A 14,495-nucleotide genomic window follows, 5' to 3' on the forward strand; every position below is an offset into this window, starting at 1 on the left:
TCGGCGAACCGGATCGGGCATAGCGTCGCGGTGACGCCCCGCCGCACCAAAATCTATTTCGATGGCGGTTGTCGCCCCAACCCCGGCCCGATGGAAATTGCGGTGGTGGCGGGCGGTGTCGCGCAGGTCGAGCGCGATATTGGAACGGGCAGCAGCATGGACGCCGAATGGCTGGCGCTGATCGCGGCGCTACGGCTGGCACGGGCGCGCGGGCTGGCCGACTTTGTCCTGCTCGGCGATGCCGCGACGGTGGTGGCGCAGGCGAACGGGGCGGCGCGCGCGCGAGGGAGTGCTGCTGAGCATCTGGCGGCGTATCGGGCACTGGCCGGGGCGGGTCCGCCGTCGCGCGTCCGCCATATCGGGCGACACCAGAATCTGGCGGGGATCGCGCTGGCGCGTCGCTGACCGGGGTGGCCTTGCCGGTTCGGTAACGCTTATGTACTAGCCCGGCACCGGGGGTGTCGCTATCCCCATGGAAAACCACGAAAGACCGGTGCCATGAAGCCGACCCACCCTTTACCCGTCCATCACAGCTGGCCGCTGTACGAGCGCGAACGCTATTTCGAGCTGGGACGGTTGCACGGCGCCGACACACTGGATGCCGTCGCGAGCAGCGGCGAGGTGACGGTCGCCGATCGCTTTGGGCCGACGCGCACCGGCTGGTGGGAATGCGACCTGGCGGCGGGGAACCGGCTGCACTGGTCGCGTGAGGTGCATGATATTTTTGGCCTGCCGCAGGGCGCCACGGTCACGCGCGAGGATGCGGTGGCGCTTTACGGGGAAGGATCGCGCGCGGCGATGGAGAAATTGCGCGCCTATGCGATCAAGCACCGCCGCGGCTTTACGCTGGACGTCGAAATCCGCCCCGCAAATGCGGCGCCGCGCTGGATGCGGTTGATCACCGAGCCGGTGTGCATCGACCGCCAGGTCGTCAAATTGCAGGGGCTGAAGTTCATCGTGCCGCAGCAGGGCTGACGGCAGCGCGCCGACGGTGGCCCGCGACGAGCCGTGGGCTTTCGGCGGCGGGCGCCGCGCCACGCTCGACCGACCCTGAGAAACCAACGGTCTGCGCCAGCGGCGTTGACGCGATTTGGTGGCGGGCACAATCGGAACGCCATGGGGTCGCGCGGGCTCGATCGCACGCGCCCCCGATTCTCCACCCGCATGACCAGGGGCGTTCGGCGCATATGAAATTTCTTACCCGCTTTGGCTCGGCCGCGCATGACATGGCCATCGACCTGGGGACCGTGAACACCGTCGTTTATGTCCGCGACAAGGGCATCGTGCTGAACGAACCGTCGGTCGTCGCGCTGGAAACGCTGGGCGGCGTGCGGCGCGTCAAGGTCGTCGGCAACGAGGCCAAGCTGATGATGGGCAAGACGCCGAGCAACATCCAGGCGATCCGGCCGCTGCGCGACGGGGTGATCGCCGACATCGACGTCGCCGAGCAGATGATCAAGCATTTCATCGACAAGGCGCTGGGCGGGCCGAGTCGGTTGCGTCAGCGCAGCAATGTCGTGATCTGCGTGCCGTCCGGATCGACGATGGTCGAACGCCGCGCGATCCGCGATGCGGCGTCGAACGCGGGCGCGGTGTCGGTGCAACTGATCGAGGAATCTCTCGCCGCCGCGATCGGTGCCGGGTTGCAGGTGACTGCACCGATGGGGGCGATGGTCGTCGACATCGGCGGCGGCACGACAGAAGTCGCGATCCTGTCGCTGGGCGGCATCGCCTACAGCAATTCGGTGCGCGTCGGCGGCGACAAGATGGACGAGATGATCTCCTCCTATATCCGCCGCAAACATAATCTGATGATCGGCGAAATGACCGCCGAGCGCGTCAAGCTGGCAATCGGCTGCGCGGTGGCGCCCGAGGGTGACGGCATGATCATCGGGGTCAAGGGCCGCGACCTGGTCAACGGCCGCCCGTCGGAGGTGCAGGTGTCGGAGGCCGAGATCGCCGAGGCTTTGGCCGAACCCGTGGGGCAAATCGTCGCATCGGTCCGCGCCGCGCTGGAACAGACGCCGCCCGAATTGTCGGCGGACATCATCGACGAAGGGATCACGCTGACCGGCGGCGGCGCGCTGCTGCGCCGGATGGACGTCGCGATCGCCGAGGCGACCGGATTGTCGGTGCGGGTGGCGGAGAATGCGCTGATCTGCGTCGCGATGGGCGCGGGGCAGGCGTTCGAGGACCGGACGTATCATGGGGTGTTGATCGCGGCTTGAATGGAGTTCGCATCGGTCATTGCGCGTTGAATTGCGCAAGCTATTATCTGCGGCATGAGTGTTATCAATGGAATGGCGGCCGCCGTATCGCTCGCACTATCGGCTGCCGGGATTTTCGCAGCGACTGAAACCAGTCAATTGTCGGCTGAAAGCACGGCTCGATGGGAAGTCGATTATGGCGAAACGAAATGCCGTTTGATCCGGCATTTCGGTAGCGGCAGCGATGGTGGCCGTTTGGAAATTGCGCGCGACTGGAGTTTTGGCGGTTATTCGTGGATTTTGGTAGGCGCAAATGTCCCGGTTTATACATCCGCGACGCCAGTTACGGTTACGTTGAGCCCTTCGCTCGCCGCACACCGGTTTCAAGCTAACCCTTACCTGTTGGATCTGCGCACTGCGCGAGGCGTCGGTTGGAGTGATACCGATAACAGGCTTGTCGACGCGCTCCGCAGCGATCAGCAGATCACGGTGACGGGAGCAAAAAAGCTAAACGTGGCAATTGGTTTGCCCAACGCGCCGGACGCGTTGAAGGCATTGGAAGCTTGTGACGACGATTTGATCGCTGGCTGGGGATTTGATGCTCGCCAACAGCGCTCTCTTTCGGCCCAGGTAAAGCCGTCGAATAATCCTGGTCGCTGGGTAACCAACAATGATTACCCGCGCGAAGATTTCGTTCGTAAGAATGAGGGTTTGACGACATTCCTTTTGAGCGTTGGCATAGATGGCGGTGTGACCGGGTGCCGGATCGTCGGCAGTTCGGGATTTCCAAGCCTGGATAAACGGACGTGCGAATTGCTGAATGCGCGCGCGGCATTTGCGCCCGCCAAGGATAGCAGTGGTCGGCCTGTGGCAAGCTTCTATATCAACAGAGTCTGGTGGCAGGTGCCGCGGTAGCGATCACGCTGGAGGCTATCGCGACAAGTAGGTGTCGATCGCCGCTAGGTGTTTTGCGGTCGCATCGTTATCGAGAAACGAGCCGGTAAAGCTGTTGCGCGCCAGAGTGACGAGATCGGCTTTCGACAGATCGAGCGCGTCGGCGACTGCCCGATAGTTGGCGTTGACATACCCCCCGAAATAGCTGGGATCGTCGCTGTTTACCGTCGCGCGCAATCCGGCGTCCAGCATCGTCTTCAGCGGATGCGCGGCGATGTCGTTGACGACGCAGAGCTTGAGGTTCGAGAGCGGGCAGACGGTGAGTGTGATCCCCTCGGCGGCGAGGCGCGCGACGAGGGCGGGGTCTTCGAGGCTGCGGTTGCCATGGTCGATGCGGTCGACGTTCAGCAGGTCGAGCGCTTCATACACATAGGCGGGCGGGCCTTCTTCGCCAGCGTGCGCGACGATTTTCAGGCCGAGACTGCGGGCGCGGGCGAAGACGCGTTCGAACTTTGCCGGGGGGTGGCCGACTTCGGAGCTGTCGAGGCCGACGCCGTCGATCCGGTCCAGAAAGGGCAACGCCTCGTCGAGTGTCGCCTCGGCGTCGGCTTCGCTGAGGTGGCGCAGGAAACACATGATCAGTTTTGACGTCATGCCATAGCGCGCCTGTGCATCGTCGAGCGCGCGGGTGATGCCGGTGACGACGGTACCGAACGCGACGCCGCGCGCGGTATGCCCCTGCGGATCGAAGAAGATTTCGACGTGGCGCACCGCGTCGGCATGGGCGCGGGCGAGATAGGCCGCGGTGAGGTGGAAGAAATCCTGCTCGGTGATGAGCACGCCCATCCCCTGATAATAGATGTCGAGGAAATCCTGAAGGTTCGAGAAGGCGTAGGCCGCGCGAACCTCATCGACACTGGCGAAGGGGATGGCGACGTTATTGCGCTGCGCGAGTTCGAACATCAGTTCGGGTTCGAGCGAGCCTTCGATATGGAGGTGCAGTTCGGCCTTGGGCAGCGCGGCGATGAATGCGGCGCGGTCGTCGGGCGAGGCAAAGCCTTCATGCATCGTTGCTGCCTTCCTCGCGCAGGATGATCGCCGCCTCGGGCTTGTGCTGGCGGATCTCGTCGATCGTCAGCCCGTCGATTTCGTGCGGGAAAATCAGCCACTGGTCGGTTTCGTGAACGAAGAAGTCGGGGCGCAAGTCGGTGACGTTGCGGCCGGGCTTGAACCAGACGGTCGCGATACGGATGTCGCGCGGCATATTGTGGCGGCAGCGCGCTTTCAGCTCGGCGATGAAGGCGCGGATGCTGCGCCCGCTGTCGAACACATCGTCGATGATCAGCAGCCGGTCTTCGGGATCGAGGGTGTCGATCAAATAGCCCAATGCAAACACCTTCACCTCGGGATCCTGGCGGTCGATGCCGTGGTAGGATGAGGTGCGGATCGCGATATGGTCGCAATGCTGGCCGTGATAGTCGAGCAGTTCCTGCACCGCGATGCCGACCGGCGCGCCGCCGCGCCAGATGCCGACGAGATGCGTCGGTTTGAACCCGCTGTCGATCACCTGCATCCCCAGCCGCAGCGAATCGGCGAGAAGGTCGTTGGCGCTGATGAAGATTTTGTCCGCGGTCATGGGGGAGGGGTAATCGGGTGCGCTGGGGTTCGCAAGGAGGAGGGTGAATGACGCCTTTGGGGTGGTTAGCTGACGTTAAATCCTCCCCGCTTGCGGGGAGGTGGCAGCGCGAAGCGCTGACGGAGGGGGGTGGCGTCCTTCAGCGGCGCGTCAGGCCGATTACCCCCCCCTCCACCACCGCCTGCGGCGGCGGTCCCCTCCTCGCAAGCGGGGAAGATATCGACGGCAGCAACAGGTTGTTTCCAGACGTCCGGAAGGGGCCACTCGCGCGGCCCCTTCCGTCCATCCCGATGATATGGTCAGCCCGCCAACCGCGCCGCATATTCCTCGCGCAGACGCACGAAATTGTCCCAGTGCGGGGTGGCGGTCGTGCCGCGCAGCTTTGCCTCCAGCACATCGACATGGGCGTGCCAGCCGGCGCTGACGTTGAGCAGGACGGCGGGGTCGGTCACGCGGTGGTGTGTGATCGTCAGCAGCACGTCGGTCCCCTGTTCCCGCAGGGTGAAGGTGACGCCGCCGGTGCTGCCCCAGCTGATCGCCAGCCGGTGCGGCGCGTCGCATTCGAGCACTTCGCACGTCATGCGATGCTCTTCGCTCATGCCGTCGGGGCGGGCGCCGGGCGGGTCGGTCAGCTCGTCGTTGCGCCACACCAGTTCGACCGCGGCGCCGACCTTTTCCTCCATCGCGCCCGCGGCAAGCCATTGGCGGCGGAGGTCGCCGTCGACCAGATAGGACCAGACGCGGTCGATCGGTCCGGGGACCAGGCGTTCGAGCGTCAGCGTCGCATCCTCGGCGATCACAGCATAGTCGTCGGCAGTCTTCATCATCGTCATCGTTTTTCTCCTTTGTTCCCGGGGATGGGTGGTTTGACGGGAGGCGTCCCGGCGCTCTTCGTGCGCAGCAGCGCTTCGAGGGTGTCGAGGCGGTCGGTCCAGAAGCGGCGATAGATGCCGAGCCACTGGTCGGCGGACATCAGTGGCGCCGGATCGAGGCTACAGACATGGGTGCGGCCGCGGACGTCGCGGCGGATCAGGCCTGCTGCTTCGAGCACCTTGATATGTTTCGATGCCGCCGCGAGCGACATCGCGAAGGGTGCGGCGAGATCGCCGACGCTGCGCTCGCCGGTCGCCAGCTCGGCCAGCATGGCACGCCGCGTCGCGTCGCCGAGCGCGTGAAAGATTGTGTCGAGTGCGAGCGAATCATGTTCAACCATATGGTTAAATATAGCGCAGATGTTGAGACTGTCAACCAGATGGTTGAATAATTTGCGACCCCCGATTCGGTCTTTCAAGGCGGGGTGGTCGGCGCCATAAGCGGTCGCATGTTGACCAGCATCCTGCTCCCGCTCGCCCTTGCCGCGCAGACAGCCGCGACGCCCCCCGCGCCGCCGCCGTCTTCGCGCCCGCGTCCGACCTTTGCGCCGCCGCCCCCGCCCCCGCCCTTGCCGGTGCCGGTCGATGCGCAGGCGACGGATACGCGGCCCTATGTCGAACTGGTCACCGACCTCGGCACGATCGTGGTGCGGCTGGAGCATGAACGCGCGGCCGCGACCGCGGCCAATTTCCTGCGCTATGTCGATGCAAAGCGGATGGACGGGTTCAAATTCTATCGTTCGACGAAAAGCTGGGGACCGGCCAATCAGTTGATCCAGGCGGGCAACCGCGGCGACGCGCGGCGCAATTTTCCGCCGGTCGCGCACGAGCCGACAAAGACGACCGGACTGACCAACTGCAAGGGCGCACTGTCGATGGCGCGCCTCAATCCCGGCGACGCGACGAGCGACTTTTTCCTGCTGCTATCCGACATCAAGGGGTTCGACAGCGATGCCCCCGGCGGCGACGGGGCGGGCTTTGCGGTGTTTGGCGAACTGGTCGCGGGGGCGGGGGTGGCGGAGGCGATCTTTAACGCGCCGGTTTCGCCGACCGCCGGGCAGGGCGTGATGGTCGGGCAGATGCTGGAGCCGCCGGTGACGATCAAGTCCGCACGCCGTGTCGCCGCCCCGGCCGACGCCCCGCAGGGATGCGTGGTGAAGGGCGAGTAAAAGCGCGACCGCCCGCGTATCATTTATTTTGCGTTCATCGGCGCTGTGGCTATACCGCGCGCATGACTCAGCGTTCCTCCCTGCGCGCCACGACGCGCCTGCTCGCCGCCACTCTTGCGATTTCGCCCCTGCTTGCGGCCTGTGGCGGCGGCGCGGCGGTGAAAAAGGACACGCGCTATGTCGCGCGCGACGTCAACACGCTGTACCGTGCGGCGCAGGAGCGGCTCGACCGCGGCCAGTATCGCGTCGCCGCGGCGCTGTTCGACGAGGTCGAGCGCCAGCACCCCTATTCGCCCTGGGCGCGTCGCGCGCAGCTGATGAGTTCGTTCAGCTATTATATGGATCGCGAATACACCCCGGCGATCGAGTCGGCGCAGCGATTCCTGGCAATCCATCCGGGCAACAAGGACGCGCCCTATGCCTATTATCTGATCGGCCTCAGCTATTATGAGCAGATCAGCGACGTGACGCGCGACCAGAAGATCACCCAGCAGGCGGCGAACGCGCTGGGCGAGGTGATCCGCCGCTATCCCGACAGCCGCTATGCCGCCGACGCGCGGTTGAAGATCGACCTGGTGCAGGACCATCTCGCGGGCAAGGAAATGGAGATCGGCCGTTTCTATCAGCGCAGCTCGAACTGGCTCGCGGCGTCGATCCGCTTCCGCGAAGTCGTCGACAAGTTCCAGACCACCAGCCACGCGCCCGAGGCGCTGTACCGCCTGACCGAATCCTATCTGGCGCTTGGCATCCCCGAGGAAGCGAAGAAGTCCGCGGCGGTGCTGGGGGCAAACTATCCGGGTAACGAATGGTATGACCGCGCGTACAAGCTGATGCAGCGGCACGCGCCCGGCGCCTGATTTCGCGCGGGCGTGGATTCGCGCTTTGTTCTAATGTAAGGGGCGCCTTGTGCTGACCGCCCTGTCCATTGCCAATATCGTTCTGATCGAACGGCTCGAGCTCGATTTCGCGGCCGGGCTGGGGGTTCTGACGGGCGAGACGGGGGCGGGCAAATCCATCCTGCTCGACGCGCTGGGGCTGGCGCTCGGCGCGCGTGCCGACAGCGCGCTGGTGCGGCAGGGAACCGACAAGGCGCAGGTGACCGCCAGTTTTGCTGCACCGACCGTCGATACCCCGCTTGCCACGTTGCTGGCGGATAACGAGATCGCGATCGAACCGGGTGAGCCGCTGCTCGTCCGCCGCACGCTGAAAGCCGACGGGGGCAGCCGCGCGTTCCTGAACGACCAGCCGTGTTCGGCGGCGCTGCTGCGCGAGGTCGGCGGGCATCTGGTCGAAATCCACGGCCAGCATGACGATCGCGGCCTGCTCGCGCCGGCGGGGCATCGCGCGCTGCTCGACGCCTTTGCGCGCGCCGACACCGGCGCGGTGGCTGCGGCGCACGCGGCATGGCGCGCTGCCGAGGCGAAGCTGGCGGCGGCGCAGAGCGCGCTCGACGACGCGGCGCGCGACCGCGAATGGCTGGAACATTGCGTCGCCGAATTGCAGGCGCTCGACCCGCAGCCGGGCGAGGACGCCGAACTGTCCGAGGCGCGCGCGGCGATGCAGAAGGGCGAAAAGATCGCCGGCGACCTCGGCGCGATTCTGGAGGCTTTCGAGGGCAGCGACGGCGGCCCGGCGCTGCTGCGCGGCGCGGCGCGGCGGCTCGACCGGCTGGCGGGCGACCATCCGCTGCTCGCCGAGGCGCTCGCGGGGCTCGACCGCGCAATCATCGAGGCCGACGAGGCCGAAACGCGGCTGCGCGAAGCGGCGCGCGCGATGGAATATGACCCGGAGCGGCTGGAGGCGACCGAAACGCGGTTGTTCGAGCTGCGCGCGATGGCACGCAAACATGGCGTCCAGCCCGACGAACTCACTGAACTCACCGGAACGCTGGCGGCGCGTCTCGACGCGATCGAGGGCGGCAGCGCAGGGCTGGCGAAGCTGGAGGCGGCGGTTGCCGACACCGCCGCCGCCTATACCCACGCCGCGAGCTTCTTGTCCGACCTGCGTAGCAAGGCGGCGGCACGGCTCGATGCGGCGGTCGCGGGCGAGCTGGTGCCGTTGAAGCTCGACGCAGCGCGCTTCCAGACGCTGGTTGAGCGCATCCCTGCCGAGCGCTGGGGGCCGGAGGGCATCGACCGCGTCGAATTCCTGATTTCGACCAACCCCGGGGCGCCGTTCGCGCCGCTGGCGAAGATCGCGTCGGGCGGCGAATTGTCGCGCTTCATCCTCGCGCTCAAGGTCGCGCTGGCCGAAGAGGGCGGCGCCGACACAATCATCTTTGACGAAATCGACCGCGGCGTCGGCGGCGCTGTAGCGAGCGCGATCGGCGAGCGGCTCGCGCGGCTGGCCGGGCGCGGCAAGCAACTGCTCGCGGTAACGCACAGCCCGCAGGTCGCCGCGAAGGGCGCAGCGCATTTTGTCATCGCCAAATCGAGCGAAGGCGTGGTGACCCGCACGAGCGTCCACGCGCTTGACGAAGCGGGCCGCCGCGAGGAGATCGCGCGGATGCTGTCGGGCGCCGAGGTGACCGACGAAGCGCGGGCGCAGGCGGAAAGGCTGCTGGAGACGATATGACCAACGGGGCCGATACCTATCGCGACCAGGGCTATCTGGCGTTGCCGGGCTTTGTTCCGACCGACGTCACCCACGCGTTTCTGGCAACGCTGAAATCGGACCTGATTCGCGGCGGTGTGTCGTTCGACGCGCTGAAGCGCGGGTCGGCGCTGCTCAAGACCGAGGCGGTCGAGGTCTATGGCCAGCAATATCCCCCGATGGCGACGTTCCTGTGGGGCATGACCCCGGCGGTGAGCGCGCTGGTGGGCCACGAGGTGCGCCCCACCTATTGCTATTTCCGCATGTACCGCGCGGGCGACATCTGCCGGGTGCATTCGGACCGCTATGCCTGCGAACATAGCCTGTCGCTTCTGCTGGCGGCGAGCGATGACAAGCCCTGGCCGCTCGAAGTCGGGTCGCAGCACATCGAAACCCCGCGCGAACGCGCCGACCCCGATTTCGGTGACGAAGCCTATGGATCGGTGCCGATGCGCGCGGGCGATGCGGTGCTGTACCAGGGAGTCCACCGGTTGCACGGGCGGATGATGCCCAACCCCAATCGCTGGTCGGCGCATCTGTTCCTGCACTGGGTCGATCCTACCGGTCCTTATGCGGCGCAGGCGTTCGAGGGGATGCAGATTCCGCCGACCGAGGCGCTGGCGATGGAACGGGGTTGAACGCGCGATGGCAAAAGCGGCGATCGGACGGCGGACGCATTTGAAGGCCATGCTGGCAATGGCCGGGTTGCTTTTGCCCGCCGGCGCGGTGCGGGCGTTGGAGGTCGGGATGGAAGAAGTCGAGCCGCAATATGGGCTGATCGGACAGATCGTCGCCAGGCCGGGCGAGCGCGCTGCTCTGGCGGCGGCATTGGTCGAGGGGACCGGCAATATGCCGGGAAATTTCCTTTATCTGGTCGGCGAGGATGCCGCCAATGCCGATGCGTTGTGGATCGTCGAACTATGGGCCGACAAGGCAGCCCACGCGGCATCGCTGGCGCTGCCCGGGGTCCAGGCGGCCATCGCGAAGGGCCGCCCGCTGATCGCCGGATTTGGCACCCGCGCCGAATTCAAGCCGGCGGCAAGGGCGCGTGCATGAACGACGTCGAAGCGCTGACCGACGCCGAAGCCGCAAACGAGCTGATGCGGCTGGCGAAGGCGATTGCGTACCACAACATACTTTACCACGCCGACGACAGCCCGGAGATTTCGGACGCCGATTATGACGCGCTTGTCCGCCGCAACAATGCGATCGAGGAAGCATTCCCGCACCTGATCCGCGCCGACAGTCCGAACAGCCTGGTCGGCGCCGCGGTTGAGGCGTCGCCGCTGGCGAAGGTGACCCATGCGCAGCGCATGATGAGCCTCGACAATGCGTTCGCCGATGATGATGTCGCCGAGTTCGTTGCGCGGGTGCGGCGGTTTTTGAACCTGCCCGAGGATGCCGAGGTTGCGCTGACGGCGGAGGACAAGATCGACGGGCTGTCCTGTTCGCTGCGTTACGAACAGGGGCAACTGGTGCAGGCGGCGACGCGCGGCGACGGCAGTGCCGGCGAGGACGTGACCGCCAATGTCCGCACCATTGCCGACATTCCGCAGAAACTGGCCGGGGACGCCCCCGACGTGTTCGAGATCCGCGGCGAGGTCTTTATGGCCAAGGCTGACTTTGCCGCGCTCAACGCGCGGCTGCTGGCGGAGGCCGACGATCCCGACAAGGCGCGCCAGTTCGCCAATCCGCGCAACGCCGCGGCGGGATCGCTGCGCCAGAAGGACGCCAGCGTCACCGCGTCGCGCCCGCTGCGTTTCCTCGCGCACGGCTGGGGTGAGGTGAGCGACCTGCCCGAGAAGACCCAGTTCGCCATGATGCGGCGCATCGCGGCGTGGGGCGTACCGGTGTCGCCGCTGCTCAAGCGGCTGGACAGCGTCGCCGACGTGCTCGCGCATTACCGGATGATCGAAGCCGAGCGCGCCGAACTGCCCTATGACATCGACGGCGTCGTCTACAAGGTTGACCGGCTCGACTGGCAGGCACGGCTAGGGTTCGTGGCGAAGGCGCCGCGCTGGGCGATCGCGCATAAATTCCCTGCCGAACGCGCGCAGACGACGCTGGAGGCGATCGACATCCAGGTCGGGCGTACCGGCAAGCTGACCCCGGTCGGGCGCCTGACCCCCGTCACCGTGGGCGGCGTCGTGGTGTCGAACGTCACGCTGCACAACCGCGACGAGATCGGGCGGCTGGGCGTACGGCCCGGCGACCGGGTGGTCGTGCAGCGCGCGGGCGATGTGATTCCGCAGGTGGTCGAGAATCTGACCCGCGACGAGCCTCGCGACCCCTATGTCTTTCCCGATCATTGCCCGGTGTGCGGCAGCGAGGCGGTCGCCGAGGAAGGCGAGGTCGATGTCCGCTGCACCGGCGGGCTGATCTGCGCGGCGCAGAAATTCGAGCGGCTGCGCCATTTCGTCAGCCGCGGCGCGCTCGATATCGAGGGGCTGGGCGAAAAGAGCATAGCGGAGTTTCTGGAGCTGGGCTGGCTCGACAAGGGTCCGGCGGATATTTTCCGGCTGCACCGGCACCGCGAAGCGCTGCTGGCACGCGAGGGGTGGAAGGAAAAGTCGGTCGACAATCTGTTCGCCGCGATCGAGGCGAAGCGCTCGCCCGACGCGGCGCGATTGCTGTTCGGGTTGGGTATCCGCCATATCGGCGCGGTGACCGCGCGCGATCTGCTCAAGGGTATCGGCGACATCGCGTTGCTGCCCGCCAAGGCCGCCGAGATCAACGCTTATGTCGCGGCGAACCCGCGCGCCGAGGGCGAGTCCGACCGCAAATATGCGGCGCGCAAGATGGAGGCGATCAAGGCGATCCTCGACGTCCGCGCCGACGGCATCGGCCCGGCGGTGGCCGAGGCACTGGGCGATTTTTTCCACGAACCGCACAATCGCGAGTTGTGGGACGATTTGCTGTCCGAAGTATCGCCGCCGCCCTTCGTCGTCGAAACGCGCGCGAGCGAAGTGTCGGGGATGACGGTGGTGTTCACCGGCAAGCTGGAGACGATGAGCCGCGACGAGGCAAAGGCGCAGGCCGAAGCGCTGGGCGCCAAGGCGGCGGGGTCGGTGAGTGCGAAGACCGACCTGGTGGTTGCGGGGCCGGGCGCCGGGTCGAAGCTGAAGCAGGCGGCGGCGCTGGGGATAAGGGTGATCGACGAGGCCGAATGGGCGGCGATTGTGGCGGCGGCAGGCTGACGATCCTCCCCACTTGTGGGGAGGTGGCAAGCCGCAGGCTTGACGGAGGGGGTTTGCGTCATCAAGCCTCGCTTTCAGGACGATAGCCCTCTCCACCATGCTTCGCATGGTCCCCCTCCTCGCGAGGCGGGGAGGATCGGTGGGGCTGAGGGGTTGGGGGAACAAATGGCAAAACGCGATTATCTGACCAACCTGATGCGCGATCTGGAATCGCATACCGAGGTGCGGCGGTTCGGCAGCGGGTGGCTGTCGGGGTTTTTCGCGCTGCTGTTTGCGATCGTTGGGTTCGGGATGGTGATTGCGCTGCGCTTTCCTGATTGGTTCGCGACGCCCGAACTCGCGATCATCAAGGATTGGGGCGGGTTTCGCGGGGTGGTGCATCTCGTGCTGCTCGCGAGCTATGGGCTTGCGTTGCTCAGCCTCTTGCTGCGTCCGCGCAAGGTGCTGGGCGCGACCGCGCTGATGATTGCGCTGGCCGCGACGCTGATCGGCGGGGCGAATGTCCAGCCCGAGGAAACGCGCAGCTGGGGTATATTTTTCGGGCTCGACTTTTTCGTCGTCAACCTGCTGATCACCGGCTTCATGTTCGCGCCGCTCGAGCGGCTGTTCCCGCATCGCCGCGCGCAGCGCCTGTTCCGCACCGAATGGCGCGAGGATCTGTTTTATTATCTGGTCAGCACGATGTTTGTGCAGGTGCTGGGCTTCCTCGCGCTCGCGCCGTCGACGATCATCAACGAAAATACCAGCAATTGGCAGGCGTTCCGCGCCGGGGTCGCGTCGCTGCCCTGGCTCGTGCAGTTCGCGATCGTCCTCGTCGCGTCGGACCTCGCGCAATATTGGTACCACCGGCTGTTCCACAAGGTGCCGTTCCTGTGGGGGTTCCATGCGATCCATCACAGCGCGAAGTCGATGGACTGGTTGGCGGGGTCGCGGATGCACTTCGTCGAGATCATCCTGCTGCGTTCGATCACCTCGCTGCCGCTGTTCACTTTGGGATTCAGCCCGTCGGTGATGCAGGCCTATATCGGCTTCGTCTATGTGTGGTCGTCGCTGCTCCACGCCAATGTCGGGGGCAATTTCAACCGGCTGGGTCACTGGATCGCGACGCCGCGGTTTCATCATTGGCACCATGGGCTGGAACGCGAGGCGTTCGACGTCAATTTTGCGATCCACTTTCCGTGGCTCGACAAGATTTTTGGGACATTTCACCTGCCGAAGGATCGCTGGCCCGAGAATTATGGCATTCCCGAGGATGTGCCGAAAAATTACTGGGGGCAGTTCCTGTATCCGTGGAAGCGGACGGGGAAGAAGATCGACGAGACGCCAGCGGAGTAAACAACGTCATTGCGAGGAGCCGAAGGCGACGCGGCAATCTCCAGCTATCGGCAGAGCATTGCCGATAGCTGGAGATTGCTTCGCTGCGCTCGCAATGACGACAAAGGTGGACACTTTGTCCGCTTGCCAGCTTGACACGTGCGCCATAAAGGCCGCGGCGTGAGCCTGCTCGCCGCCTTTCGCCGTCCCGGCATCTTGCTGCTGCTACCGCTGCTGCTCGCGCTCGGCGCGCGGGTGCTGGTCGCGCCGGGGTGGATGATCGAGAGCGATGCCGGCGGGTCGATCACCGTGCGTATCTGTTCGGACCCGACCGATCCCGGCAAGACGGTCACCATCCCGCTGGAAAAGGCGGGGAGTCACGACGCGGGCGAGACGCAGCAGCATTGCCCATGGGGCGCGCTGGCGAATGCGCCGATCGTGCCGGGTGAACCCCTGTTGATCGCGGCGCCGATGGTTGCGGCGCCGACGCCTGTTGCGGTGCGGTCGCTGGGCTTCGCGCCCGGCATTGCGTCGCCCCTGCCGCCGAGTACCGGACCGCCTGCTTTCGCCTGAACCAGATTAAACGGTCGCCCGCGCAGATGCGCGGCGCGGCG

General features: G+C 65.8%; 16 protein-coding genes. 12 read left to right on the forward strand and 4 right to left on the reverse strand.

The window, feature by feature from the left end:
• The first annotated feature begins 30 nt into the window (after positions 1 to 30).
• The 4 genes from IR187_RS08415 to IR187_RS08430 all read left to right on the forward strand — a co-directional run bounded on the left by IR187_RS08415 (position 31) and on the right by IR187_RS08430 (position 3,122).
• Entirely contained in the window at positions 31 to 405 is a 375-nt protein-coding gene (locus IR187_RS08415) for a reverse transcriptase-like protein (protein WP_324187669.1), read from the forward strand.
• Positions 406 to 498: 93 nt separating this feature from the next.
• Positions 499 to 975: a hypothetical protein gene (locus tag IR187_RS08420; RefSeq protein WP_194954163.1), complete on the forward strand. Its 477-nt coding sequence runs from the start codon at positions 499 to 501 to the stop codon at positions 973 to 975.
• Between the two features lie 212 nt (positions 976 to 1,187).
• Complete coding sequence (locus IR187_RS08425) at positions 1,188 to 2,228, forward strand: rod shape-determining protein (RefSeq protein ID WP_194954164.1); 1,041 nt, start codon at positions 1,188 to 1,190, stop codon at positions 2,226 to 2,228.
• Between the two features lie 54 nt (positions 2,229 to 2,282).
• Positions 2,283 to 3,122, forward strand: a complete 840-nt coding sequence (locus tag IR187_RS08430) for an energy transducer TonB (RefSeq protein ID WP_194954165.1) — start codon at positions 2,283 to 2,285, stop codon at positions 3,120 to 3,122.
• 15 nt (positions 3,123 to 3,137) lie between these two features.
• On the opposite strand, the gene IR187_RS08435 is transcribed toward IR187_RS08430, so the two are convergent.
• From IR187_RS08435 to IR187_RS08450, 4 genes are all read right to left on the reverse strand, one after another.
• The gene (locus IR187_RS08435; RefSeq protein WP_194954166.1) at positions 3,138 to 4,169 is read right to left on the reverse strand and encodes an adenosine deaminase; all 1,032 of its coding nucleotides are present in this window, start codon (positions 4,167 to 4,169) and stop codon (positions 3,138 to 3,140) included.
• The gene (locus tag IR187_RS08440; RefSeq protein ID WP_194954167.1) at positions 4,162 to 4,737 is read right to left on the reverse strand and encodes a phosphoribosyltransferase; all 576 of its coding nucleotides are present in this window, start codon (positions 4,735 to 4,737) and stop codon (positions 4,162 to 4,164) included. Before IR187_RS08440 ends, IR187_RS08435 begins: the two co-directional genes overlap by 8 nt.
• A 299-nt stretch (positions 4,738 to 5,036) precedes the next feature.
• Complete coding sequence (locus IR187_RS08445; protein WP_194954168.1) at positions 5,037 to 5,570, reverse strand: SRPBCC family protein; 534 nt, start codon at positions 5,568 to 5,570, stop codon at positions 5,037 to 5,039.
• Complete coding sequence (locus tag IR187_RS08450) at positions 5,567 to 5,950, reverse strand: ArsR/SmtB family transcription factor (RefSeq protein ID WP_194954169.1); 384 nt, start codon at positions 5,948 to 5,950, stop codon at positions 5,567 to 5,569. The genes IR187_RS08445 and IR187_RS08450 overlap by 4 nt, the downstream gene beginning before the upstream one ends.
• Before the next feature lie 108 nt (positions 5,951 to 6,058).
• Between IR187_RS08450 and IR187_RS08455 the strand changes: the two genes are divergently transcribed.
• From IR187_RS08455 to IR187_RS08490, 8 genes are all read left to right on the forward strand, one after another.
• A complete protein-coding gene (locus tag IR187_RS08455) occupies positions 6,059 to 6,778 on the forward strand; it encodes a peptidylprolyl isomerase (RefSeq protein ID WP_194954170.1) in 720 nt (239 codons plus the stop codon).
• Positions 6,779 to 6,840: 62 nt separating this feature from the next.
• On the forward strand, positions 6,841 to 7,635 hold the full coding sequence (locus tag IR187_RS08460; protein WP_194954171.1) for an outer membrane protein assembly factor BamD: 795 nt from the start codon (positions 6,841 to 6,843) through the stop codon (positions 7,633 to 7,635).
• Between the two features lie 49 nt (positions 7,636 to 7,684).
• A complete protein-coding gene (recN, locus tag IR187_RS08465) occupies positions 7,685 to 9,352 on the forward strand; it encodes a DNA repair protein RecN (protein WP_194954172.1) in 1,668 nt (555 codons plus the stop codon).
• Positions 9,349 to 10,008 carry a hypothetical protein gene (locus IR187_RS08470; protein WP_194954173.1) on the forward strand — a complete coding sequence of 220 codons (660 nt, stop codon included), beginning with the start codon at positions 9,349 to 9,351 and terminating at the stop codon, positions 10,006 to 10,008. The genes recN and IR187_RS08470 overlap by 4 nt, the downstream gene beginning before the upstream one ends.
• A 7-nt stretch (positions 10,009 to 10,015) precedes the next feature.
• On the forward strand, positions 10,016 to 10,426 hold the full coding sequence (locus IR187_RS08475) for a putative quinol monooxygenase (RefSeq protein WP_228765656.1): 411 nt from the start codon (positions 10,016 to 10,018) through the stop codon (positions 10,424 to 10,426).
• Positions 10,423 to 12,567, forward strand: coding sequence for an NAD-dependent DNA ligase LigA (gene ligA, locus IR187_RS08480; RefSeq protein ID WP_194954174.1), 2,145 nt, complete (start codon positions 10,423 to 10,425; stop codon positions 12,565 to 12,567). Before IR187_RS08475 ends, ligA begins: the two co-directional genes overlap by 4 nt.
• Positions 12,568 to 12,732: 165 nt before the next feature.
• On the forward strand, positions 12,733 to 13,902 hold the full coding sequence (locus IR187_RS08485; RefSeq protein WP_194954175.1) for a sterol desaturase family protein: 1,170 nt from the start codon (positions 12,733 to 12,735) through the stop codon (positions 13,900 to 13,902).
• 159 nt (positions 13,903 to 14,061) lie between these two features.
• Entirely contained in the window at positions 14,062 to 14,454 is a 393-nt protein-coding gene (locus tag IR187_RS08490; protein WP_194954176.1) for a DUF2946 family protein, read from the forward strand.
• The last annotated feature ends 41 nt before the right edge of the window (positions 14,455 to 14,495 follow it).

This window comes from Sphingopyxis solisilvae, assembly GCF_015475875.1.
GTDB lineage: Bacteria > Pseudomonadota > Alphaproteobacteria > Sphingomonadales > Sphingomonadaceae > Sphingopyxis > Sphingopyxis solisilvae.